Consider the following 22,551-nt stretch of genomic DNA (forward strand, 5'->3'; position numbering starts at 1 on the left):
CGCCGGAATGAAGCGCCTGCGTCCGATAGGTGTTGCGCTCGGCTGCACGATGCTGGCGAGCGGCGCGGTGGCACAGCTGTCGATCACGCCCCCGGCGCAGCAGCCGCCCGCGCCAAAGAAGGAGGCTCCGAAGGAGCACAAGCCGAAGGTCCATTCGCTGGTCGCGAAGAAGCCCGCGCCGAAACCTGCGGCCGCTGCAACGCCGACCCCGACACCCTCGCCGACCCCGACGCAGGCCTTCGAGGATCCCAACGTCGACCTGGTCTACGGCGCCTACCAGCGCGGGCTGTACAAGACCACGTTCGACCTGGCGACCGCGCGCGCGCAGTACAACAACGATCCCAAGGCGATGACGATGCTCGGCGAGCTCTACGCCAACGGGCTCGGCGTCAAGCGCGACTACACCAAGGCCGACGAATGGTACAAGCGGGCGTCGGATGCCGGGGATCGCGAGGCGATGTTCGCGCTCGCGATGATGAAGATCGCGGGCCGCGGCAGCCCGATTGACAAGGATTCCGCGGTCAAGCTGCTGGCCTCGGCGGCCAAGCTCGGCGAGCCCAAGGCGGCCTACAATCTCGCGCTGCTCTATCTCGACGGCCAGACCCTGCCCCAGGACCTCAAGCGCTCCGCCGAGTTGCTGCGCATGGCGGCGGACGCCGGCAATCCGGAAGCGCAATACGCGCTCGCCACCTTCTACAAGGAAGGCACGGGGGTGCCGAAGGACCTCGAAAAGGCCGCACGGCTGCTGCAGGCCGCGTCTCTCGCCGACAATGTCGACGCCGAGGTCGAATATGCCATCGCGCTCTACAATGGCACCGGCACGCCGCGAAACGTGCCGGCCGCGGTGGCGCTGCTGCGCAAGGCGGCCCGGCAGAACAGCGCGATCGCGCAAAACCGCCTCGCCCACGTGCTGGCGACCGGCGAGGGCGCGCCGATGGACAAGGTCGAGGCGCTGAAATGGCACCTGGTCGCCAAGACCGCCGGCAAGGGCGACCCTGACCTCGACGACATCCTCGCCGATATGTCCCCGGAGGACCGCGCCAAAGGCGAGGCCGCCGCCCGGAAATGGATCGGAAACAACGTCAAATGACGCCTTGACGGCGCGGGCTCCAGAGGGCACCCAGTCGCAAGCCTCCGGCGCCGCAGGCCGTTCCCCGTCATCCTGAGGTGCGAGCCTTGCGGCGCAATTGCGCCGCTGGGCGAAGCTCGAAGGATGCACGGCCCCGGACCGGGCCGTCGTCCTTCGAGACGCGCGTTCCGCGCTCCTCAGGATGACGGGCAGGGTTTTGCGTATGCTGCCTGATTGATTTCCAACGCTCGAGAGCCACCAGCTTCCATCATGCTCTACTCCGCCCTCATCAATGTCATGGTCAAGGCCGCGCGGCGTGCCGGCCGCAGCCTCAAACACGACCTCGGCGAGATCGAGCACCTCCAGGTGTCGATGAAGGGGCCGGCGAATTTCGTCTCGCTCGCAGACAAGCGCGCCGAGGAGATGCTCTACGCCGACCTCGCCAAGGCGCGTCCCGGCTACGGCTTCCTCGGCGAGGAAGGCGGGCAGCGCGAGGGCACCGACAAGAGCCATACATGGATCGTCGATCCGCTCGACGGCACCACCAACTTCCTGCACGGCATTCCGCAATTCGCGATCTCGATCGCGCTGGCGCGGGAGGGCACGGTGATCGCGGGCGTGATCTACAACCCCGCCAATGACGAGCTCTATATCGCCGAGCGCGGCAAGGGCGCCTTCCTCAACGACCAGCGGCTGCGCGTCGCCGGCCGTCGCCAGCTCAACGAATGCGTGATCGCCTGCGGGCTGCCGCATATCGGCCGCGGCAATCACCAGCTGGCGCTGCACGAAATGGCCGCGCTGCAGACCAAGGTCGCGGGCTTCCGCCGTTTCGGCGCCGCCTCGCTCGATCTCGCCTTCGTCGCCGCCGGCCGGCTCGACGGCTATTGGGAACGCAATCTCAGTCCCTGGGACATCGCGGCCGGCCAGATCATGGTCAGGGAGGCCGGCGGCACGGTCTCCGGCATCCAGGGCAATGACGACCCACTGCAGACCGGGCACGTCGTCTGCGGCAACGAGTTTGTGCACGGCGAGCTGATCAAGATCCTGAAACCGCTCGGGCAGTGAAGCAGCGTACTCACTGTCATCATCCGCGAAAGTGGATGATCCAATACCCCGCGGCTGCCGTAACTGCCTGGCCCTCGCGTCACGGAATACTGGATGCCCCGCCTTCGCGGGGCATGACGAGCCAATAACCTCCAGCAAAGCTGGAGGTTTGATTGGGAACCGCCAAAGGCGGTTTTAAGGGATGTTAGGACGATTGCTTGGATTTTGGGGCAGCTGAAATCTTTAGCTCAAACTGATCCAGTTGCTGGTCGGCCATTTCCTGATTCTTGATGTAGGCCCGGATCATTTCCTCATCGCGGCCGACGGTCGTGACAAAATATCCGCGTGCCCAGAATTTGTGGCCCAGGAAATTTCGCATCTTCCGTTCGACGTTCTGCGCGATCCAGATCGAACTCTTCCCCTTCATATACCCGATGATCTGCGCCACCGAATATTTCGGAGGTATCGATATCAGCATGTGGACATGATCCGGCATCAGGTGACCTTCCTCGATCCGGCACTCCTTCCGTCGTGCCAGATCGTGAAATACCTGGCCCAGATGTCGCTTGATCTTCCCGAACAGCAGCTTCTTGCGGTACTTCGGCGTAAACACGACGTGGTACTTGCACTCCCAAGTCGCGTGATTAAGATGATTGTACTCTGCTTCCATCATGGTCTCCTTGAGGGTTCTTGGCGGTTCCCCAAGGAGACTCCATGACTTCATTCCCGCAGCTGTAGAACTGCCGGTTTTCGCCCCGCCATAGGCGGGGGCTTAGCAGGCTTGGTTAGGGCTTCGCCGGCGCCGGCGGACGATACGCCTCACCCTTCTCCTTCTCCGTCCCCTTCTCCCGGTCGCCCGCCAGCGCGCGTTGCACGGTGACGAAGAACACCGGGACCAGCAGCAGCGCCAGGATGACGACGGCGATCATGCCGCCCATCACGGATGTGCCGAGCGCCTGCTGGCTGGCGCCGCCGGCACCGGTTGCGACCGCCATCGGCAGCACGCCGCAGACGAAGGCGAGGCCGGTCATCAGGATCGGGCGGAAGCGCAGGCTGCACGCCTCCACCGTCGCCTCGATCAGCGGCTTGCCCTGCGCGCGCAGGTCCTTGGCGAACTCGATGATCAGGATCGCATCCTTGGCGGCAAGACCGATAATGGTGATCAGGCCGACGGTGAAATAGACGTCGTTGGGCAGGCCGCGCAGCGTCGCCGCCACCACGGCGCCGAGAATGCCGAGCGGCACGGTGAGCAGCACCGCGAGCGGAATGGTCCAGCTCTCATAGAGCGCGGCGAGCAACAGGAACACCACCAGCACCGACAGCGCGAGCAGGAACGGCGCCTGCGAGCCCGACAGCTTCTCCTGCAGCGACTGGCCGGTCCATTCATAGCCGAAGCCGCGTGGCAGCTTGTCGGCGAGCCGCTCCATCTCGGCGATCGCGTCGCCCGAGGTGAAGCCCGGCCGCGCCTCGCCGGAGATGCGCACCGCCGGATAGTAGTTGAAGCCCGCGATCTGCGTCGGCCCCTTCGACCACTCGATGGTCGCGAAGGCCGAGAACGGCACCAGCTGGCCGCGGCTGTTCTTGACGTTGTAGTTCAGGATGTCGTCCGCGTTCATGCGGCTGGTCTTGTCGGCCTGCACGATGACGCGCTGCATGCGTCCGCGGTTCGGAAAGTCGTTGATGTAGTTCGAGCCGAGATTGGTCGAGATCGTGTTGTTGATGTCCTCGAAGGTGACGCCGAACGCGCCTGCCTTCTCGCGGTCGATCACCAGATTGACCTGCGGCGCCGGCGGCAGGCCTTCGACATAGACCTTCTGCAGGATCGGGCTGGCATTGGCTTCGGTGACGAGGCGGTCGGACGCCGCGATCAGCGCCGCATAGCCCTTCTGGCCGCGGTCCTGCAGGCGGAATGAGAAGCCCGAGGAGTTGCCGAGATTGTCGATCGGCGGCGGCTGCAGCGCCGAGATCCTGGCGTCGCGGATCGACGACAGCTCGCGGTTGATGTCGGTGACGATGGCGGCCGCGGAATCCTTCGTACCCCGCTCCGACCAGTCCTTCAGCGTGATGAAGGCCTGCGCGGTGTTCATGCCCTGGCCGAGGAAGCTGAAGCCGGTGAGGAACGTCACGTTCTCGATGCCGTCGCGCTCGAGCAGATACTTTTCAACCTTCTCAACCGCGGATTCAGTGCGCGCATAGGACGACTCCGACGGCGTCTGCACGTCGGTCGTGATGAAGCCCTGGTCGTCGACCGGCAGGAAGCCGCCGGGCAGCCGCACGAAGCCGTAGGCGACGCCTGCGAACAGCGCGGCGTAGATCAGCATCAGGCGGCTGGTGCGCTTCAGCGAGCCCTGCACGGTGCGCGTATAGCCGGCGCGGCTGGTGTCGAGCGCGCGGTTGAACCAGCCGAACACGCCCTTGCGAGCATGGCCGTGGCCCTTCTGCACCGGCTTGAGCAGCGTCGCGCACAGCGCCGGCGTCAGCGACAGCGCGAGCAGCGCCGAGAAGGCGATCGCCGCGACCATGGTGACCGAGAACTGGCGGTAGATGATGCCGACCGAGCCGGGGAAGAACGCCATCGGCACGAATACGGCCATCAGCACCAGTGTGATGCCGATGATGGCGCCTGTGATCTGCGACATCGCCTTCTTGGTCGCTTCCTTCGGCGGCAGGCCTTCCTCGGCCATGATGCGCTCGACATTCTCGACCACGACGATGGCGTCGTCGACGAGGATGCCGACCGCCAGCACCATGCCGAACATGGTCAGCATGTTGATCGAGAAGCCCGCGATCATCAGCGTGGCGCAGGCGCCGAGCAGCGCCACCGGAACCACGATGGTCGGAATGATGGTGCAGCGGATGTTCTGCAGGAACAGGAACATCACGATGAAGACCAGCACCACCGCCTCGACCAGCGTCATCAGCACCTTCTTGATCGAGGCCTCGACCACCGGCGTGATGTTGTAGGGAATGTCGTAGCTGATATTGGCCGGGAAGAAGCGCGACAGCTCCTTCATCTTGGCCTCCACCGCGCTCGCGGTCGCCAGCGCGTTGCCCTTCGGCGACAGCAGCACCGAAAGGCCCGCGGTCGGCTTGCCGTTCAGGCGCGTGTTGAACTGGTAGCTGAGGCCGCCGATCTCGATCCGCGCGACGTCGCGCAGGCGGACCGTCGAACCATCATTGTTGGCGCGCAGGATGATCGCGCCGAACTCGTCGGGCGAGGACAGTTGGCCCTTCACTAGCACCAGCGCGGAGATCTTCTGCGTGTCGGTGCTCGGCTCGGCGCCGACGCTGCCCGAAGCAACCTGGGCGTTCTGCGCCGAGATCGCCCGGTTGACGTCATCCGCACTGAGGCCATAGCCGACCAGCTTGGCCGGATCGATCCAGATGCGCAGACTCCGCTCGGTCGAATAGAGCGTGGCGCGGCCAACGCCGGGGATGCGGCGAATCTCGCCCAGCACGTTGCGGATCATGAAGTCGCCGAGGCCGACCTCGTCGAGGCTCCCGTCGGTCGAATTCAGCGTGATGATCTGCAGAACGGCGGAGGAGGCTTCCTCGACCAGGATGCCCTGCTGGATCACTGCGCGCGGCAGCCGCGCCTCAACGCGCTTGAGGCGGTTCTGCACCTCGACCGAGGCCTGGCTGGTGTCGGTGCCCGGCTTGAAGTTGGCGATGATCTCGACCTGGCCGAGCGAGTCGCTGGTCGATTCGAAGTTCAGGATGTTGGCGGCGCCGTTGAGCTCCTCCTCGATCAGCCGCGTTACGCTGTTGTAGAGGTTCTCGGGCGACGCGCCGGGATAGCTGGTCGAGATCGAGATCGAGGGCGGCGCGATGATCGGATACTGCGCGACCGCGAGCAGCGGGATCGAGATCGCGCCGATCAGACAGATGAACAGCGCGACGACCCAGGCGAAGATCGGCCTGTCGATGAAGAAGCTAGGCATGAACGATCACCGCTGGACGTGAGCGGCTTGCTGCGCGTCCGTCACGGTTTCGGCCGACGCATCGACCTGCTTCCAGAGATGCGGCCGCACCTTGTCGCCCGCGGCGAATTTCTGGAAACCCTCCACCACGACTTTGTCGCCGGCCTTCAGACCATCGGTAACGAACCACTGACCACCCTGCAACGAGCCGGTGCGCACCGACTGGACCGCGACGTGATTGTCAGCCTTGACGACGTAGACCTCGCTGCCGCCGCCGCCATTGCGCTGGATCGCCTGCTCCGGCACGGCGATGGCGTCGGAGTCGATGCCCTGTTCGATCTGCACCCGGACATACATGCCGGGCAACAGGACCCGATGCGGATTCGGGAACTCGCCGCGCAGCGTCACCTGGCCGGTATAGGCGTCGACCTTGGCGTCGGAAAACAACAGCTTGCCCGGCAGCGGGTAGATCGAGCCGTCGTCGAGCACGAGGCGGACCTTCAGCGCATCGGGCGCGATGCGGTCGAGATCGCCGTTCTCGAAGGCGCGGCGGAGCTGATTCATCTCGCTGGCCGACTGCTGGAAGTCGGCATAGATCGGGTCGAGCTGCTGGATGGTCGCCAGGCTCGACGCGTCGTTCTGCACGACGAGCGCGCCCTCGGAGACCAGCGCCGCGCCGATGGTGCCGTCGATCGGCGCGCGGATTGTCGCATAATCAAGGTTGAGCTTGGCGCGCGCGACTTCGGCCTCGCGGCCCTGAACGTCGGCTTCAGCCTGCTTCAGGTTGGCGATCGCCTTCTCGTTCTCGGCCTCGGAGGTCGCGCGCTGGTGGGTCAGGGTCGCGATGCGGCGGGCCTGCAACGAGGCCTGCTCGAGCACCGCCTTGGCGCGCGACAGCGCGGCCTCAGTCGATTGCACTTCGACCTCAAACGGGCGCGGATCGATCTGGTAGAGCGGATCGCCGGCCTTGACCTCGCTGCCCTGGTGGAACATGCGGTTGACGATGATGCCGGAGACGCGCGGCCGCACGTCCGAGACGCGGGTGGGCGCGATGCGGCCCGGCAGCTCGCGCACCATCGCGCGCGCCTGCTGCTGCACGGTGACGACGCTGACGTCCGGCTCGGGGGGCTGCGCGGCGGCGGCCGCGGTGTTCGGTTCGTCGCAGCCTGCAAGCAGTGGCGCCGCCACGGCCAGCATCAACGCAATGCATGCCGATTGCGCGCGAAGTCCAGACATCGGAAAGTCGCCCCCTGATTGGTGTGAACACAGAAACGGCGGTGCCGCGTCGACACCGCTTCGATGACGGGAGAAAATAAAATCTGCTTGCTGCAACGCAATGCATTCCGCGGGCGGCTCATTGTCACACAAGCCTATCGCCCTGAATCTGCGACATCTTTTGTCGAGTCACCGGATTGTGAGCAAAGTTCCATCGCAAGCTGTGGGACTCCGTTAAGGAATGCGTGCGCGAGAACACGGCAATCGCGGGCGCGCGACGGCGGCATGCCGCAACTTTGTGCCGAATCGCCTCGTCCGCTCATCGGACGGTGCGAACCGCACGAGCGCGGCCCGTGCGCTCCGACGGGCGTGCGATCTGCGCAATGCCCGAAGACGTGCGCGAGCAGCCGGGACTCCTTTCTTGAGGTGTGTGCGAAAGGCCGCCTTCAACCGAAGAATTCCCCTTCGTGGCCCGGATGCGGCTTTCCTCACTTTCCTCCCTCCGCCGCTGTGCCATATTGATCGCAGATGCGGCCTTCGCGAACGGATGACCCGGCAATGCCCCCTTCCCGCTCCGACATGGAGATTGAACTGAGCAAACTGTCGTCGCCCCGGATCTTCCTGGTGCGGATGCTGGTGTTTCTGGTGCTCTGCGGCCTGGTCGGGGTCGTGCTGTACAAGCAGATCGTTACCGCCTTCTTCGCCAATCCCGGGCTGAACGCCCTGATCGGCGCGGTGCTCCTGATCGGCATCATCCTGGCGTTCCGGCAGGTGATCCGGCTCTATCCGGAAGTCGCCTGGGTCAACAATTTCCGCATCGCCGATCCCGGCCTTGCGATCGACCGCCGCCCGAAGTTGCTGGCCCCGATGGCCGCGATCCTCGGCGGCGAGCGCACCGGCCGGATGAGCATCACGCCGCAGACCATGCGGCATCTGCTCGATTCGATCGCGACCCGCCTCGACGAGGCCCGCGACATTTCGCGCTACATGACCGGCCTGCTCGTGTTCCTCGGCCTGCTTGGCACCTTCTGGGGCCTGATCGAGACGGTGGGCTCGGTCGGCAAGGTGATCGACAGTCTCAAGGTCGGCGGCGAAGCCGGCGCGCTCTTCGACGCGCTGAAGGAAGGCCTTGCCGCCCCGCTCGGCGGCATGGGCATTTCGTTCTCGTCCTCGCTGTTCGGCCTCGCCGGCTCGCTGATCCTCGGGTTCCTCGATCTGCAGTCGAGCCAGGCGCAGAACCGCTTCTACACCGACCTCGAGGACTGGCTCGCCACCACCGTGCGCGGCATTTCCGGCGAGGAGGGCGCCGTCGGCGGCGAGTTGCAGGGCGCGATCGACCGGCTGCGCGCCGCGGTCGAAGAGGGCGGCGGCAGCCGCGGCAGCACGGCCGCGATGGCCAATCTCGCCGAAGCGATCCAGGGACTGGTTGCGCATATGCGCACCGAGCAACAGATGATCCGGGAATGGGCCGACGGCCAGGGCGAGCAGAACCGCGAGATCAAGCGCCTGCTCGAGCGCCTCGCCCGTCAGCCCGAGAAGAGTTAGCCAGAGAGCAAGCCCATGGCCCTTGCCCGCGCACGCCGCAGCGAATCCGCCTTCAATTACTGGCCCGGCTTTGTCGACGCGCTGTCGACGCTGGTGCTGTCGATCGTGTTCCTGCTCACGGTGTTCCTGGTGGTGCAGTTCTTCCTGTCGCAGGAGGTCACCGGCAAGGACAAGGCGCTGGAACAGCTCAACGCCAAGATCGCCCAGCTCAACGACCTCTTGTCGATGGAGAAGCTCGGCAAGCTCAACCTCGACGACCAGATGGCACAGTTGCGCGCCAGCCTCGCCACCGCCGAGGGCGAGCGCGACCGCATGAAGGGGCTCTATGAGGGGCTTGCGAGCTCCGGCAACGACGCGCAGGGCCGCGCCAACGAGCTCAACAAGGCGCTGGAATCCGAGAAGGGCGTCTCCGCGCGCGCGATGGCGCAGATCGAGGTGCTGAATCAGCAGATCAGCGCGCTGCGCCGCCAGCTCGCGGCCCTGGAAGAGGCGCTCGACGCGTCCGAGAAGCGCGACAAGGAATCGCAGAACCGCATCACCGATCTCGGCCAGCGCCTGAACGTCGCGCTGGCGCAGCGGGTGCAGGAATTGTCGAAGTACCGCTCCGAGTTCTTCGGCCGCCTGCGCACGATCCTTGGCAACCGCCCCGATATCCGCATCGTCGGCGACCGCTTCGTGTTCCAGTCGGAAGTGTTCTTCGACACCGGACAGGCGACGCTGCTGCCCGAGGGCAAGACCGAGCTCGAGACGGTGGCCAGCGCGCTGATCGATATCGACAAGAAGATCCCGAGCGAGATCCCCTGGGTGCTGCGCGTCGACGGCCACACCGACGTGCGGCCGATCAACAGCCCGGTGTTCAAATCGAACTGGGAGCTGTCCGCGGCGCGCGCGATCTCGGTGGTGCAGTATCTGGTGTCGCTCGGCGTGCCGCCGCAGCGCCTCGTCGCCGCCGGCTTCGGCGAATTCCAGCCGCTCGACACCGGGCAGAACGACGACGCCTACAAGCGCAACCGCCGCATCGAGCTGAAGCTGACGGAGAAATGACAATGGCCGTGGCGTCCCTGCCAAGGCAGCGTCATGGCTGCGCCCGTCCCGACCATCCACGTCTTGATGAGCCACCGAAAGGAAGACGTGAATACCCGGGACATCTGCGCGAAGATACGCGTCTCGCTTTGGCTCGGGCATGACGATTGTGTTCCAATGAGCGCGCCCTTGCAACTTCGCCCCTATAGCGCGGCGGACGAGGACGCCGCGATCGAGCTGTGGCGGCAGACCTGGCAACAGGCCTATCCGTCGATCGACTTCAATGCGCGCGTGGCGTGGTGGCGCGAGCGCTGGCGCAACGAGCTGGTGCCGAACGCTGCGATCGTCGTCGCCGAGCAGAACGGCGCGCTGACCGGTTTCGTCACCATCGACAAGGCGGGCTATCTCGATCAGCTCGTGGTCGATCCCGGTCACTGGGGCTCGCCGCTCGCAAGCGCGCTGGTCGACGAGGCCAAGCGCCTGTCGCCCAAAGGCGTTACCTTGCTGGTCAACAAGGACAACGCCCGCGCCATCCGCTTCTACCAACGCAACGGCTTCGTGCATGCCGGCGAGGACGTCAACCCGACCTCGGGACGGCCGGTGCTGAAGATGGCGTGGATGCCGTGAGGTTGGACCCGCGCTCAGATGCCAAGCCCAGTCATTGCGAGGAGCGAAGCGACGAAGCAATCCATCTCTCCGCACGCACGGAAGAATGGATTGCTTCGCTTCGCTCGCAATGACGGCGGGTGATCTTCAGATTCAAATTTCAGATATCCGAAAGGATGTAAGTCCTCATCCTCGCGACATGTTTTGTCCGAGCTTTGCATCTCGTTCGTCCCTCTGTTCGAACAGAGGGCGCAGGGAAAGCCGGGTGCCGATCGCACCCATGGGTCCCGTGCAAATGGAAAGCACGGGAGGTAGGACCACAGGTGAAACCGGAACGATCCCGGCTTTCCCTGCGCGATGGTTTACGGCTTATACGTGCTCTCCCCGGCGAGACTGGGCTTTGTTGTCACCGTCATCAGCGGGAGAGCTTGTCCCTCGCTGATGAGACACCTGCCACTAGGGCGTCAGGCCTGCACGACTTCACCGTCCGCTATCTGCCACGCTCGTCAGCCGTGACTTCGGCGTCCACCGCATCTCGACCCAACACTCGTGACGATCGCGAAGCGCCCCTCAAGCGGGTGAGATGGGCTATTCATACATCGAGTCGCGCTTCTGGAAAACAGAAATATTTTTGATGCGAGGACTTGACTGGTTTTGCCGAATTGCCCGTCGGGTTGAATTGTCGCAGTTGGTTGCAGACGCGTAGGGTGGGTTGGCGAAGCCTAACCCGCCGCCTGTGCCGCAATCGGCGCGGCGGGTTACGCCTTCCGCTAACCCGCCCTAGGCACCACGGGCGCGCCCCGCTGCTGATCGACGCGCTCAGGAGTATACGACGTACGGGATCGCGTCTAACGCACGCCGAAGGCATGCATGCGCGCGGCCGCGCTTCGATCACGAAAACAAAAAGGTGCCGATCAGCAGACCTGCTGCAAACGCCCAGAGTCCTAACGTGCAGGCTGAAACGACGCGGGCGAAGTTGCGCAGATCCACGTCTTCCAAGCTCTCGTGAGTGCGAACCGTCAATTGCTGGCACCCTTTGCGGTGGCCGCCATGACATCCCTGACGTACCAGTCAGCTTCCACCCCATAAGTGCCGAAATGAAGGCAACAAATGGTCATGCCGACTCACGCATTTGCGCAATGCACGAAGCAGTGCGTAGCGCGTCGCGACGGGCCAGGGTCATGTCCGTGCAAGGTCAGCGGCCCTTGGGCGAGGGTACCAGCTTTGTTCAAAAGCGATAAAGATACGAATGATGTTCGTTTCCCCGGTCGGACGCGGACCGGTGCTGCCCACTCGGCCGTTTGCCAGCCTTGATCGTCGAGCAATGAGCCAAAACCTAGGCTGCTTCTACCAGCGATCCCGTCATGTCCTCCATCGCGGGTACCAGCAATGGAGCATCACAATCCTGCTGAGAGAGCTGGTCCATGAGTTCTCGCAGCCTAGGCGGCAAATCGGCGTAATCGCCTCGCAGAGCATAGCGCAGTCTCTCGCCGATCTCTTCGCAGATGGCGCGCGCGTGCTCTGGCGCGATCGGATAATGCTCAGTCATGGACCTGGACCGCTTGTGAAGACCGGAAGCCGTCAATCTGCATTTCCGCAACCGCAGATCCTGCATAGGCACAGGCGATCGAGACGAGGATCCGAACGGTGCCGAACACAGGTCGTTCTCTCTTTTCCTTTTCTTTCAATAGCAGGAGGCCGTTGCCGGGCGATTACGGAAACTGGTTCTCACGGCCTTTAGAGGAGTGGTAAACGCGAAGTTCAGGGCTCGTTTAGGAAGAGAGGTCAACGTCGCCGCGTCAGCTTGCGGCCGGTGTCCGAACCGGCGACCTTGCGGGCGTATTCGATGAACCGCTCGGGGAGCAACGTCAGCGTGCGACCATTGACGGTGATGAATCCGACCCGGCGCCGGCATTGCGCAGGCGGCGAAGAGCGTCGGCCAGAGGTGATCGAGTCGCAAGATGTCCGCCGCCGGCCTTCACATCGAGGGCCGGCGGCATTTCTTTTTTCTGAGAGTAGCGAAGCGCGTGTCTGCACGAGCTCCGAAGGGCGGACGTCTCGTCCCGTCAGGACTTGGCGCCGGCCGCGCCGGCAGGCTCAGCGAGCGCTTCATCCGCCGGCTCCGCGACAACGAATTTGAGCCCGTAGGTCTTGCCGCGGCGCCACACCACCTCGCAGGCATAGCGCTTGGAGTGATCGGCGAGCAGCGTCAGCGCGAGCCGGTCCTTCACGTCGAACACCACCTCGCTCACGATCTTGGCGCCGCCAGGCGAGACGTCGACGACAGCGCATTCGCTGTCGGTCGCGCCGTCGTCGACCGTGATCCAGGCCGCGCGCTTGTTGAGTTGGCGTCGCGGCTCGCGACTGACCTTCACCCGTGCCCCGTTGTTCGCCATCGTCGTGACCCTTGAGGACGTTGGGCGCCGCGCGCGTCGCGTAACGCGCTGGCCGTTCGGCGCTCAACCGCTCACGCCACAATGCCGCCCTCCCCGTAAAGTCCGGCTTAGCGCGATCGCTTGAACTTTACCGGAATCTTGACACGGCCTTTAAGCAACAAGGATTCCGCAATTGCATCAGCGGGATACCGGTCGCGTCGGAAACCTTCAGCTTGACTCGGTGACGGCACTGTTGATGAAGTGCCGCCGTGGCACGAGCCACATCCCCTGCAACAAGAGCGGCTTCAAGACGCCTCTTTCGACGGAAACGACCCATGCTGATCCCCCTCGCCGACGTGCCGCGCTGGTATGCCGAACGTAAACCCGCGGCTGCCATCGCCGTCAGTCACGGCCAGGACGCGCTGACCTGGGAGCAGCTCGAGCGCCGGGCGAATGCGCGGGCGCGCGCCTTTGCCGCCAAGGGCGTCAAGCCCGGCGACTTCGTCGCGATCGGGCTGCCCAACAGCAACGCCTTTTTCGAGACCAGCTTTGCGGTGTGGAAATGCGGCGCGACCCCGACCTCGCTGTCGTGGCGGCTGCCGCGCGGCGAGGCCGCCGCGGTGCTCGACATTCTCAAGCCCGCGCTGGTGGTCGGCGGCGAAGCCGACTGGAATGCGCCGAATTCGCTGCCGGCGAATTTCGTGCCGGAAGGATTTTCCGATGAGCCGCTGACGGCTCCGATCGCGCGCTACTGGAAGGCGATGACGAGCGGCGGCTCGACGGGACGGCCGAAGGTGATCCTCGATCACGGCCCCGCCGTGGTCGACACTACGACGCCGCTGCCGCTCGGGATTCCCCTGGAGGCATCGCTGCTGAATCCGGGACCGCTCTATCACAACGCGCCGTTCATCCTGTCGCATTATGCGCTGTTCGGCGGCGGACGGCTGACCGGCATGGTGAAGTTCGACGCCGAGGAGACGCTGCGGCTGATCGAGCGCGAGCTTGTGCAATGGGTGAACTTCGTGCCGACCATGATGCACCGGATCTGGGCGTTGCCCGAGGAGGTGCGCAACCGCTACGACGTCTCCAGCCTGCAGATGGTGTTTCACATGGCGGCCCCGATGCCGCCCTGGCTGAAGGAGAAGTGGATCGAATGGCTCGGGCCGGAGCGAATCTGGGAGCTCTATGGCGGCACCGAGCGGCAAGGCGCCTGCGTGATCTCGGGCGTCGAATGGCTGGCGCACAAGGGCTCGGTCGGCAAGATCGGCGAGACCGCGAAGCTGCGCATCATCGGCGAGGACGGCAACGACGTAGCACCCGGCGATACCGGCGAGATCTACTTCCTGCCCAATGAAGGCGCCGGCACCACCTATCACTATCTCGGTGCTGCGCCGAAGCGGCGGCCGGACGGCTGGGAATCGCTCGGCGACATCGGCCGGCTCGACGAGGAAGGCTATCTCTATCTCGGCGACCGTCTCGCCGACATGGTGCTGCGCGGCGGCGCCAACATCTATCCGGCCGAGGTCGAGGCCGCGGTGAGCGCGCATCCCGAGGTGCGCTCCTGCGTTGTGGTCGGCCTGCCCGATCCGGAATTCGGCCAGCGCGTGCACGCGATCCTCGAGCTCGCCGACGACGCGGATGCGCAAAAGATCGCCGACGGCATGGGCGACTTCCTGAGCGACCGGCTGAGCCGCTACAAGCATCCGGAAAGTTTTGAGCGCGTTGGCGCGCCGCTGCGCGACGATTCCGGAAAAGTCCGCCGCACGCTGCTGCGCGACGAGCGCGCCGCCTGGATCAAGGAGGACCGCGCGTTCCGCATCATGCCGGCGCGCAAGCCGTCAAGGAGCAATTGAGTTCAATTCATCTTGCGAGGGGCCGGTCTGCACGCCACATGAGCTGTGCAGGCGGCCGCTTAAGGTATATCTTTTCAGCTTCCCTGCCGGCAGAACCTCGGATTTACTTCAGGTTCCCTCGCCCTGCACGCCAGGAGATCCTTCATGCCTTCATTGACCGAATGGAAAGTGCCGCCGGCCTTTCAGCCTCGCTCCGAAGATTATCGCTTCGATCTCGATCGCGCGCTGACGAGCGTGGTCGGCCTGCATTCGATCATTCCGCCTGACGCGTTCAGCGCCGAGACGCTCGGCACCGAGCGCGCCGGCAATGGCGTGCTGATCGACGACGGGCTGGTGCTGACGATCGGCTACCTGATCACAGAAGCCGAAGCGGTGTGGCTGCATCTCGGCGACGGCCGTGCGGTCGAGGGACATGCGCTCGGCTTCGATTTCGAATCCGGCTTCGGCCTGGTGCAGGCGCTCGGCCGGCTCGATCTCGACCCGTTGCCGATCGGCTCGTCCGCGGCCACGCGGATCGGCGACAATGTCGTGGTCGGCGGCGCCGGCGGACGCACGCGCTCGGTCGCAAGCCAGATTGCGGCGAAGCAGGAATTCGCCGGCTACTGGGAGTATTTGCTCGACGAGGCGATCTTCACTCATCCGGCGCATCCGAACTGGGGCGGCACCGGGCTGATCTCCGATACCGGCGAGCTGCTCGGCATCGGCTCGCTGCAGCTCGAACGCGAGCGCTCGGGCCGGGCGGAGCACGTCAACATGATCGTGCCGATCGACCTCTTGAATCCGGTGCTGAACGATCTGCGCAAATTCGGCCGCGTCAACAAGCCGGCGCGCCCCTGGCTCGGCATGTACACAACCGAGATCGACAACCGTGTCGTCGTGGTCGGCATCGCCGGCAAGGGACCGGCGGCGCGCGCCGAACTGAAGACCGGCGACGTGATCCTGGCGGTCGCAGGCGAGAAGATGACGAGCCAGACCGACTTCTACCGCACGCTGTGGTCGCTCGGCTCCGCCGGCGTCGACGTGCCGCTGACCGTCTACCACGAGGGCGTCACCTTCGACGTGACGCTGACCTCGATCGACCGCACCAAGCTGTTGAAGGCGCCGAGGCTGCACTGAAGCGCAATTTCGGATGAATGATACTATCCACGGGCTCGCACCACCTCTCCCGCTTGCGGGGGAGGACGTATCGCATCGTAGATGCGATACGGTTGGGGCTCCACTCAAAGATTTTCGCTCGTGGCAACACCCCCACCCCGGCCCTCCCCCGCAAGCGGGAGAGGGAGTGCTGTCCCCGTGTAACTGCACCTCACCCTCATCTTCTCACGCTCTAGCACCAGGAAGGATGGCACCGATGAGCGAGGCCGTGGTGGACGACATGGTGGCCGTGCTGCCACCGCTGTTGCAGACGCTGGAATCGCTGTCGTTCGTCGCGCGCAATCTCAACCCGCCGGATTTCGGCCGCGTGATGCAAATCGCGGGCGAACCCGACGAAGCCTTGCAGGCGGTGCGGCCGCGGCTCGCCGACTGGCCGGAAAAATTCGCGCACATCAAGACGGCGCTCGAAGCCGCAATCGATGCCGCGCTGGCGGGCTATGCGGGCCTGCGCGCGGTGCAGAACGGCGAGGGCGATCTCGTCAGCGTGTTCCGCGCGCTGCGCTATTTGCCGCGGGCGCAGGAGGCGCTCTATCCGCTCACCGAGCTGCCGCCGGTGAGCGGATTCTTCATCGCGCCGGAATTGCGCGAGGACGCCGAGCTGCAGGCCACGCTCGCGGCCGCGCCCAATGAGAACACCGGCATGTTTCACGAGCGCAACGAACCTGGCAGCCGCGGCGGCTTCTCGATGTACGTGCCGGAATATTATACGCCCGATCGCGCCTGGCCGCTGGTGATGGCGCTGCACGGCGGCAGCGGCAACGGCCGCGGTTTCCTGTGGAGCTGGCTGCGCGATGCCCGTAGCCGCGGCGCCATCCTGATCGCGCCGACCGCGACGGGATCGACCTGGGCGCTGATGGGCAACGACAGCGATACGCCGAACCTCAACCGCATTCTCGACCAGGTGCGTGAACGCTGGCGGATCGACGAGACGCGCATGCTGCTGACCGGCATGAGCGACGGCGGCACGTTCAGCTACGTCACCGGCCTCGACGGCGCCTCGCGCTTCACGCATCTTGCTCCCGTTGCGGCAACTTTCCATCCGCTGATGGCGGAGATCGCCGATGCGGACCGCTTACGGGGCCTGCCGATCTTCATCACCCATGGCCGCCTCGACTGGATGTTTCCGGTGCAGGCCGCACGGCAGACCCAGGGACTGCTGTCGGCCGCCGGCGCCAGGGTGATCTATCGCGAGCTTGACGATCTCAGCCACGCCTATCCCCGCGAGATCAACGGCGAGATATTGCAGTGGCTGAACGGATGATCTGGCGGCCGCCACCATTTCGCCATCGGAACGCCTCGTGCCGCTGCCCCGGAACCATCCCCTCCGCCTCGACGTTATCCGCCAACACCGGAGGACTCGTGATGCAGACCTTTTTCGGAATGATCTTGGGCGCGCTGCTACTGGTCGCCGGCGTCTATGTCTACGATTCCATGCAGACATCGAGCGTGGCGAACGGACAGGTGGCGCAGGAAAACCGGACACTCGTCAATTGGGATGTCGCGGCTCAGGACTGGAACGCGCTGAAGGCGCGGGCCCATGAGGAATGGACCAAGGTCGCATCGAAGTAATACCAACGGCCCCCGGATTTGACTCACATTTGGGATTCCCAAATCAGTGAGTTTCTGAATCGATGTTGCTGCGTAGACAGGAGCAATATCGATGGGGGCAGCGGTAGCGATTACGCGGCTTGATTTGACCGCGGGCGAGCTTCGGAAGGCGGCGCGCAGAGAGAAGAATAGTACGGTAGCGCGGCGGATATTGGCGCTTGCGCTTGTGCTGGAGGGCGCGGACCGCAAGAAGGCAGCCGAAAGTTGCGGGATGGATCGTCAGACCCTGCGGGACTGGGTGCATCGTTATAACGCCGAAGGCTTGGCGGGACTGCGGTCGCGCAAACCGACGGGACCGCGGTCGCGGCTGACGACAGAGCAGCAGGCCGAATTGGCCGCGTTGGTCGAGGCCGGTCCCGATCCTGAGCAGCATGGGGTCGTACGTTGGCGGCGGGTGGATTTGCGCGACGCGCTTGAGCGGCGGTTTGGCGTCAAACTGCACGAACGTTCGGTCGGCAAGGTTCTGGCCAAGCTCGGGTACCGCCGGCTCTCGGTGCGGCCGCGCCATCCGCAAGCCGATGAAGCGGCTCAGGAAGCGTTCAAAAAAACTTTGCTACGACCCTCACGACAACGCTCCCCGCTCACGCCCAAGGCAAGCCGATCGAAATCTGGTTCCAGGACGAGGCGCGGATCGGCCAGCAGGGCACGCTGACACGCGTGTGGGCCAAGCGTGGCTCACGGCCTCGCGCGCCGCGCGATCGACGTTACGATTGGGCTTATCTCTTCGGTGCCGCCTGTCCTCAACGTGGCGTCGCCGCGGGTCTTGTCATGCCGACGGCAAATGCAGAGGCGATGTCACTGCATTTGGAGGCAATCAGCCGCAAAGTTGCACCCGACGCACATGCCGTTCTCGTCTTCGACGGCGCCGGCTATCACAGTGCCGGCACCGTCCGAGCTCCGGAAAATATCACTCTGTTACAGCTGCCGCCTTATGCGCCCGAGCTCAATCCGATTGAAAACGTCTGGCAGTACCTGCGCGCCAACAAGCTCGCCATCACCGTCTTCGACGACTACGACGATATCGTCGCCAAGACCTGCGAAGCCTGGAACTTCTTCGCAAATGATCCAGATCGCATCGCCTCAATCACAAGCCGCACTTGGGCAACAGTCAATCCTTAGGGCCATTGGTATAAGGCCTTATCCGGAACGCCCCACAGCAACCGGCCTCTCCCCTACAGAAGAGGCCGTGACTCGTTGCGACGGGTTTAGTTCTTCTCGATCTTGCGGCCCATATTCGCCTTGCGGGCGTCGGCGATGGCCTGCTCGAACTGATCCATCGTGAGCACGCCGGGCACGCGATATTTGCCGACGATGAAGGACGGCGTGCCGTTGAATCCGAAGGCTTCCGCCTGCTCGTTGTTGCGCGCGAGCACCGCGTCGATCGCCTTCGCGTTGGCGTTGAGATCCTTGTTGAGGCGATCCATGTCGAGGCCGGCGCCCGAGAGCAATTCGCTGACGCGCGGCTCGGTGATGCGCGAATTGACCGCCATCATCGCCTCATGCGCGACCAGGAATTTGTTCTGGTAACGCGCGGCGAGCGCCATCCGCGCGGCAACCTTGGACACCGGCCCCAGGATCGGCCAGTCCTTCAGCACCAGCCGGACCTTGCCGTCGTCCTGCACCACCTGGCGCAGCTCCGGTTCGAGCTTGCGGCAATACGGGCAGTTGTAGTCGAACCATTCGACGATGGTGATGTCGCCGTCGGGATTGCCCGCCACCGGGATATCCGGGTCGCGCAGCACCTGCGCTTCGGTCAGGACCTTCTCTTCTTCCTCGGCACAGGCGGCTCCCGCGGCCAGCAGGGCGACGCCGGCACCGAACAGGCCAAGCGCGTCGCGGCGGGTGGGGGTGATCACGGATGGTCTCGTCAAGCGGTTCATATCTGGCTTTCGCGGGGGGCCCTTCGTTCCTACGCTCAGGACCCGTGGATGTTACGCACCAGCATATAGATTGCCACCACGATAATGACAGTCGCGAATACGATATTGAGCGCACCGCGGCGTACCGACAGGTGCCGGGCGCTGCGCGTTCCCACCAACCCCCCGGCGATGCCGCCCGCGACGAATAGCGCCGCCAGCCCCCACGACACCAGCCCGGACCATGCATAGCTCAACGCCGTCGTCATGCCGAAGGCGGTGACGGCGACCAGCGAGGAGCTGACCGCGTTCATGATCGGCATGCCGGTCGCCAGCATCAGGGCCGGCACGATCAGGAAGCCGCCGCCGATGCCGAAAAAGCCCGACATGGTGCCGGTCGTAAGCCCGAGGCCGACGATCGCCGGCATGTTGTCCATGCTGAACTTGACATCGGTCACTCCGACCCGCGCGCGGGCCTTCAGCATCAGGGCGGCAATCACCAGCATCACCAGCGCGAACAGCGCGAGCAGCCTCTGCCCGTCGAGCATCTTGCCGAGGATCGAGCCGCCGAACGCGCCACACATGCCGGCGAGCGCGAACACGATCGCGCAGGACCAGATCACCGTGCCGCCGCGGGCATGGTTGGAGAGATTGATTGCGGCATTGGCGGCGACCGCGATCGCCGACGTGCCGATCGCGACATGCGGCTCGGGCACGCCAACCACATAGACCATCAGCGGCACCGCCAGGATCGATCCACCGCCGCCGACCAGGCCGAGCGAAAAACCGACCAGCATGCCCGATGCCAGTCCGAGCAAACTTTGCGTTGCGGAGAAGACCAAGGGGAACAGACTCGCGTTTGAGGCGGCAACCCTAGAAGGATTTGCTGCCCAACGCCATACTCATAGCACAAAACTGCACTGCAATTGCCGTCAGTGCACCAGAAATGTCACGGCGAGCGGCACCAGCAGCGCGGTGACCAGGGCATTCAGGCTCATCGCGATGCCGGCGAAGACGCCCGCCACCTCATCGACCTGGAAGGCACGCGCGGTGCCGATGCCATGCGCGGCGATGCCGACGGCAAAGCCACGGGCGCGATAATCAGTGACGCCGGTCAAGTTCATCAGGGGCGTCACCACGATCGCCCCCATGATGCCGGTGAGGATCACCGACACCGCGGTCAGCGACGGATCGGCGTGCAGGGATTCGCTGATGCCCATGGCGACGCCCGCCGTCACCGACTTCGGCGCCAGCGACAGGATGACCTCGCGCGGCAGGCCGAAGGCCTGCGCCAGCAGCACGACGGAGACGATCGCCGTGATCGAGCCGACCGCGAGCGCCACCAGCATCGGCAGGATCGCGGCGGCGACCCGCCGGCGGTTCTCGTACAGCGGCACCGCGAGCGCGACGGTGGCGGGACCGAGCAGGAAATGCACGAACTGCGCGCCGGCAAAATAGGTGGTGTAGGAGGTCTTCGTCAGCAGCAGGAAGACGCCGATGATCCACACCGAATGCAGCACGGGATTGGCGAGCGGGTGGCGGCGCGTCCTGAGCGACACCGCATCGGCCGCCGCATAGGTCAGCAGCGTCACCGTCAGCCACAGCAGCGGCGACTGCGAGAGATAAACCCAGAGCGAGAATGGATTGTCGCTCACGGTTTGTCCTCGCCGCCTGACAGCACGCTGCTGGCCGCGACGAAGGTCGCGACCGTCGCCAGCAGCGTGATGATGACCGATATCGCGAGGATCGCCAGGATCGCGACGCCGTGCTCGGCGAGCAAATCCAGCTTCTGCACCACGCCGACGCCCGCCGGGATGAACAGCAGCGAGAGATTGGCCAGCATCGCGCGGCTCGTGTTCTCGACGCCGTCGTCGCGAAGCGGCCCGCGCGCAAACGCCGGAAAACGGTCGCGCGCAAGCAACAGCAACAACAGCAGCATCAGGCCGACCACCGGGCCCGGCACCGGCGCGCCAAGCGCGCGCACCGCGACTTCGCCGATCAGTTGGCAGAGCAGGATCAGGCTGAGGCTGGCAATCATGCGAGAGGCGTCCCCACGATCCGCCTATCAGGTCGCCGCGGCCGGAGCTTGTCAATGCATCGCAGTGTACACAGCTGCGTCATTGCGAGGAGCGCCAGCGACGAAGCAATCCATCTTTCGGTACGGCCGGACGTAATGGATTGCTTCGCTTCGCTCGCAATGACGTGGATAGCGCAACGCCCGGCCACCGGCCGGGCCGTTCATGCTTCGAGACGCCGCTATGCGGCTCCTCCAGCGACAAAGGCGAAGCCTTTGCGCGGGCATGACGGAAATGGATTCTCGCGCTTGGCTTTATTACTCCCGCCGCGGCAGCGCCATCAACGTGCCGGTCATGGTCGCGACCAGCGACTCGGCGCCGTCGTTGAGCGCATAGGCCCCGGCTTCGCAAAACGTCAGCGTGCGGCCAGGTTTGACCACATGGGCGCGAAAGGCGAAGCGCTCGCCCTTGGCCGGCGCCAGCAGATTGGTCTTGAACTCCACCGTCAGAATATCAGAGCCGGCGGGCATCAGCGTGAAGGCGGCGACGCCGCAGGCATTGTCGAGACCCGCCGTGATGATGCCGGCATGAACGAACCCGTTCTGCTGGGTGAAGTCGGCCGAATAGGGCATCGCGAGCTCGACCTCGCCGGGCTCAATGCGCGCGATCGAGATTCCGAGCGTCTGCATCGCGCGCTGGCGCTTGAACATATCAACCGCGACGGCGCGATAGTCCGGGTTTTTCGGCTGGAAGGACGGCATGACGGTCACGCAGGCGTTGGGTCTGACGGGACCAGGTGCTGCATCGCGGTGTAGCGGATCGCCGGAGCGAACGGCGCCGACTTGCGCGCGGCGCGATCCATGTGCACGGCCGTGATCTCGCAGGTCGCGGCAACCTCGCCGGTTTCGGCATTGCGCATCTCGTGCAGCAGGCGGATCGACTTGTCGCGGAATTCCAGGAGCCGGCTCTTGACCTCGACGATATCGCCGGCGAGCAGCTCGCGCTTGTAGGAGATGTTCTGCTGCACGGCGGCCATGCCGCGGCCGGACTCGCGCAGATAGCCCGGCGTCAGGCCGAGCCGCGCGAACATGTTCCAGCTCGCCTCGTCGAACTTGCCGACGTACCACATGACGTTCATGTGGCCGACGTGATCGCAATGCCAGGGATAGACCGTGCCGCAATAGGTCGCCTCGCCTTCCATCGTGCCGTTCCCGTTTTTCATTTTGATACGGTAGCGTATCAGCGGCCAGACAGGCTAGCAATACGG

Annotated in this window: 21 protein-coding genes; 10 read left to right on the forward strand and 11 right to left on the reverse strand. The window is 64.7% G+C overall.

The genetic code is table 11. From position 1 onward, the window contains the following. Nucleotides 1-7: 7 nt before the first annotated feature. Together MTX19_RS34490 and MTX19_RS34495 are read left to right on the forward strand one after the other, a co-directional pair. Nucleotides 8-1,090 carry a tetratricopeptide repeat protein gene (locus tag MTX19_RS34490; protein ID WP_280981188.1) on the forward strand — a complete coding sequence of 361 codons (1,083 nt, stop codon included), beginning with the start codon at nucleotides 8-10 and terminating at the stop codon, nucleotides 1,088-1,090. A gap of 249 nt (nucleotides 1,091-1,339) precedes the next feature. After that, complete coding sequence (locus tag MTX19_RS34495) at nucleotides 1,340-2,134, forward strand: inositol monophosphatase family protein (RefSeq protein WP_280981189.1); 795 nt, start codon at nucleotides 1,340-1,342, stop codon at nucleotides 2,132-2,134. A 184-nt stretch (nucleotides 2,135-2,318) separates the two neighbouring features. Here MTX19_RS34495 and tnpA read toward each other — a convergent pair whose 3' ends face one another. The 3 genes from tnpA to MTX19_RS34510 form a co-directional block, all read right to left on the reverse strand. Further along, entirely contained in the window at nucleotides 2,319-2,783 is a 465-nt protein-coding gene (gene tnpA, locus MTX19_RS34500; protein ID WP_280984622.1) for an IS200/IS605 family transposase, read from the reverse strand. 115 nt (nucleotides 2,784-2,898) lie between these two features. After that, entirely contained in the window at nucleotides 2,899-6,054 is a 3,156-nt protein-coding gene (locus MTX19_RS34505) for a multidrug efflux RND transporter permease subunit (protein WP_280981190.1), read from the reverse strand. Nucleotides 6,055-6,060: 6 nt separating this feature from the next. After that, nucleotides 6,061-7,269: an efflux RND transporter periplasmic adaptor subunit gene (locus MTX19_RS34510; RefSeq protein ID WP_280981191.1), complete on the reverse strand. Its 1,209-nt coding sequence runs from the start codon at nucleotides 7,267-7,269 to the stop codon at nucleotides 6,061-6,063. Between the two features lie 537 nt (nucleotides 7,270-7,806). Here MTX19_RS34510 and MTX19_RS34515 point away from each other — a divergent pair. From MTX19_RS34515 to MTX19_RS34525, 3 genes are all read left to right on the forward strand, one after another. Next, nucleotides 7,807-8,793: a flagellar motor protein MotA gene (locus tag MTX19_RS34515; protein ID WP_280975646.1), complete on the forward strand. Its 987-nt coding sequence runs from the start codon at nucleotides 7,807-7,809 to the stop codon at nucleotides 8,791-8,793. Between the two features lie 15 nt (nucleotides 8,794-8,808). Next, entirely contained in the window at nucleotides 8,809-9,837 is a 1,029-nt protein-coding gene (locus MTX19_RS34520; RefSeq protein WP_280981193.1) for a peptidoglycan -binding protein, read from the forward strand. A 156-nt stretch (nucleotides 9,838-9,993) separates the two neighbouring features. Continuing rightward, nucleotides 9,994-10,443, forward strand: coding sequence for a GNAT family N-acetyltransferase (locus MTX19_RS34525; protein ID WP_280981194.1), 450 nt, complete (start codon nucleotides 9,994-9,996; stop codon nucleotides 10,441-10,443). 1,315 nt (nucleotides 10,444-11,758) lie between these two features. Here MTX19_RS34525 and MTX19_RS34530 read toward each other — a convergent pair. After that, nucleotides 11,759-11,971, reverse strand: a complete 213-nt coding sequence (locus MTX19_RS34530) for a hypothetical protein (RefSeq protein WP_280981195.1) — start codon at nucleotides 11,969-11,971, stop codon at nucleotides 11,759-11,761. Between the two features lie 517 nt (nucleotides 11,972-12,488). After that, nucleotides 12,489-12,818 carry a PilZ domain-containing protein gene (locus MTX19_RS34535; RefSeq protein WP_280981196.1) on the reverse strand — a complete coding sequence of 110 codons (330 nt, stop codon included), beginning with the start codon at nucleotides 12,816-12,818 and terminating at the stop codon, nucleotides 12,489-12,491. 314 nt (nucleotides 12,819-13,132) lie between these two features. On the opposite strand from MTX19_RS34535, the gene MTX19_RS34540 reads away from it, so the two are divergent. The 5 genes from MTX19_RS34540 (at nucleotide 13,133) to MTX19_RS34560 (ending at nucleotide 18,532) form a co-directional block, all read left to right on the forward strand. Beyond that, nucleotides 13,133-14,650: an AMP-binding protein gene (locus MTX19_RS34540; RefSeq protein WP_280981197.1), complete on the forward strand. Its 1,518-nt coding sequence runs from the start codon at nucleotides 13,133-13,135 to the stop codon at nucleotides 14,648-14,650. 144 nt (nucleotides 14,651-14,794) lie between these two features. Beyond that, entirely contained in the window at nucleotides 14,795-15,766 is a 972-nt protein-coding gene (locus tag MTX19_RS34545; protein ID WP_280981198.1) for a S1C family serine protease, read from the forward strand. A gap of 235 nt (nucleotides 15,767-16,001) precedes the next feature. Then, nucleotides 16,002-17,066, forward strand: a complete 1,065-nt coding sequence (locus MTX19_RS34550; RefSeq protein WP_280981199.1) for a phospholipase — start codon at nucleotides 16,002-16,004, stop codon at nucleotides 17,064-17,066. 101 nt (nucleotides 17,067-17,167) lie between these two features. Then, nucleotides 17,168-17,374 carry a hypothetical protein gene (locus tag MTX19_RS34555; RefSeq protein WP_280981200.1) on the forward strand — a complete coding sequence of 69 codons (207 nt, stop codon included), beginning with the start codon at nucleotides 17,168-17,170 and terminating at the stop codon, nucleotides 17,372-17,374. Between the two features lie 91 nt (nucleotides 17,375-17,465). Then, nucleotides 17,466-18,532 (forward strand): IS630 family transposase gene (locus MTX19_RS34560; protein WP_280979624.1). Its coding sequence is split into 2 segments (ribosomal slippage): nucleotides 17,466-17,952 and nucleotides 17,952-18,532, totalling 1,068 coding nucleotides; the frame shifts between segments, so codons are not numbered across the junction. Between the two features lie 86 nt (nucleotides 18,533-18,618). Here MTX19_RS34560 and MTX19_RS34565 read toward each other — a convergent pair. The 6 genes from MTX19_RS34565 to MTX19_RS34590 form a co-directional block, all read right to left on the reverse strand. After that, entirely contained in the window at nucleotides 18,619-19,293 is a 675-nt protein-coding gene (locus MTX19_RS34565; protein ID WP_280981201.1) for a DsbA family protein, read from the reverse strand. A 35-nt stretch (nucleotides 19,294-19,328) separates the two neighbouring features. After that, nucleotides 19,329-20,066, reverse strand: a complete 738-nt coding sequence (locus MTX19_RS34570; protein ID WP_280985689.1) for a sulfite exporter TauE/SafE family protein — start codon at nucleotides 20,064-20,066, stop codon at nucleotides 19,329-19,331. A 135-nt stretch (nucleotides 20,067-20,201) separates the two neighbouring features. Further along, a complete protein-coding gene (locus MTX19_RS34575; RefSeq protein ID WP_280981202.1) occupies nucleotides 20,202-20,924 on the reverse strand; it encodes an LrgB family protein in 723 nt (240 codons plus the stop codon). Next, complete coding sequence (locus MTX19_RS34580) at nucleotides 20,921-21,307, reverse strand: CidA/LrgA family protein (RefSeq protein ID WP_280981203.1); 387 nt, start codon at nucleotides 21,305-21,307, stop codon at nucleotides 20,921-20,923. The genes MTX19_RS34575 and MTX19_RS34580 overlap by 4 nt, the downstream gene beginning before the upstream one ends. Before the next feature lie 294 nt (nucleotides 21,308-21,601). Then, a complete protein-coding gene (locus MTX19_RS34585) occupies nucleotides 21,602-22,045 on the reverse strand; it encodes a PaaI family thioesterase (protein ID WP_280981204.1) in 444 nt (147 codons plus the stop codon). A gap of 5 nt (nucleotides 22,046-22,050) precedes the next feature. Next, nucleotides 22,051-22,485 (reverse strand): acyl-CoA thioesterase, encoded by a 435-nt coding sequence (locus MTX19_RS34590; protein ID WP_280984977.1) that lies wholly within the window; start codon nucleotides 22,483-22,485, stop codon nucleotides 22,051-22,053. Between the last annotated feature and the right edge of the window lie 66 nt (nucleotides 22,486-22,551).

It is taken from the genome of Bradyrhizobium sp. ISRA464 (assembly GCF_029910095.1).
Taxonomy (GTDB): Bacteria; Pseudomonadota; Alphaproteobacteria; order Rhizobiales; family Xanthobacteraceae; genus Bradyrhizobium.

What these genes read in the sequence shown, in the direction of transcription:
- MTX19_RS34565 (WP_280981201.1), bottom strand. Translation starts at nt 19,293, where the DNA reads ATGAACCGCTTGACGAGACCATCCGTGATCACCCCCACCCGCCGCGAC.
- MTX19_RS34555 (WP_280981200.1), top strand. Translation starts at nt 17,168, where the DNA reads ATGCAGACCTTTTTCGGAATGATCTTGGGCGCGCTGCTACTGGTCGCC.
- MTX19_RS34495 (WP_280981189.1), top strand. Translation starts at nt 1,340, where the DNA reads ATGCTCTACTCCGCCCTCATCAATGTCATGGTCAAGGCCGCGCGGCGT.
- MTX19_RS34550 (WP_280981199.1), top strand. Translation starts at nt 16,002, where the DNA reads ATGAGCGAGGCCGTGGTGGACGACATGGTGGCCGTGCTGCCACCGCTG.
- MTX19_RS34525 (WP_280981194.1), top strand. Translation starts at nt 9,994, where the DNA reads ATGAGCGCGCCCTTGCAACTTCGCCCCTATAGCGCGGCGGACGAGGAC.
- MTX19_RS34545 (WP_280981198.1), top strand. Translation starts at nt 14,795, where the DNA reads ATGCCTTCATTGACCGAATGGAAAGTGCCGCCGGCCTTTCAGCCTCGC.
- MTX19_RS34570 (WP_280985689.1), bottom strand. Translation starts at nt 20,066, where the DNA reads ATGCTGGTCGGTTTTTCGCTCGGCCTGGTCGGCGGCGGTGGATCGATC.
- MTX19_RS34535 (WP_280981196.1), bottom strand. Translation starts at nt 12,818, where the DNA reads ATGGCGAACAACGGGGCACGGGTGAAGGTCAGTCGCGAGCCGCGACGC.
- MTX19_RS34580 (WP_280981203.1), bottom strand. Translation starts at nt 21,307, where the DNA reads ATGATTGCCAGCCTCAGCCTGATCCTGCTCTGCCAACTGATCGGCGAA.
- MTX19_RS34520 (WP_280981193.1), top strand. Translation starts at nt 8,809, where the DNA reads ATGGCCCTTGCCCGCGCACGCCGCAGCGAATCCGCCTTCAATTACTGG.
- MTX19_RS34590 (WP_280984977.1), bottom strand. Translation starts at nt 22,485, where the DNA reads ATGGAAGGCGAGGCGACCTATTGCGGCACGGTCTATCCCTGGCATTGC.
- MTX19_RS34515 (WP_280975646.1), top strand. Translation starts at nt 7,807, where the DNA reads ATGCCCCCTTCCCGCTCCGACATGGAGATTGAACTGAGCAAACTGTCG.
- tnpA (WP_280984622.1), bottom strand. Translation starts at nt 2,783, where the DNA reads ATGGAAGCAGAGTACAATCATCTTAATCACGCGACTTGGGAGTGCAAG.
- MTX19_RS34510 (WP_280981191.1), bottom strand. Translation starts at nt 7,269, where the DNA reads ATGTCTGGACTTCGCGCGCAATCGGCATGCATTGCGTTGATGCTGGCC.
- MTX19_RS34540 (WP_280981197.1), top strand. Translation starts at nt 13,133, where the DNA reads ATGCTGATCCCCCTCGCCGACGTGCCGCGCTGGTATGCCGAACGTAAA.
- MTX19_RS34505 (WP_280981190.1), bottom strand. Translation starts at nt 6,054, where the DNA reads ATGCCTAGCTTCTTCATCGACAGGCCGATCTTCGCCTGGGTCGTCGCG.
- MTX19_RS34490 (WP_280981188.1), top strand. Translation starts at nt 8, where the DNA reads ATGAAGCGCCTGCGTCCGATAGGTGTTGCGCTCGGCTGCACGATGCTG.
- MTX19_RS34585 (WP_280981204.1), bottom strand. Translation starts at nt 22,045, where the DNA reads ATGCCGTCCTTCCAGCCGAAAAACCCGGACTATCGCGCCGTCGCGGTT.
- MTX19_RS34530 (WP_280981195.1), bottom strand. Translation starts at nt 11,971, where the DNA reads ATGACTGAGCATTATCCGATCGCGCCAGAGCACGCGCGCGCCATCTGC.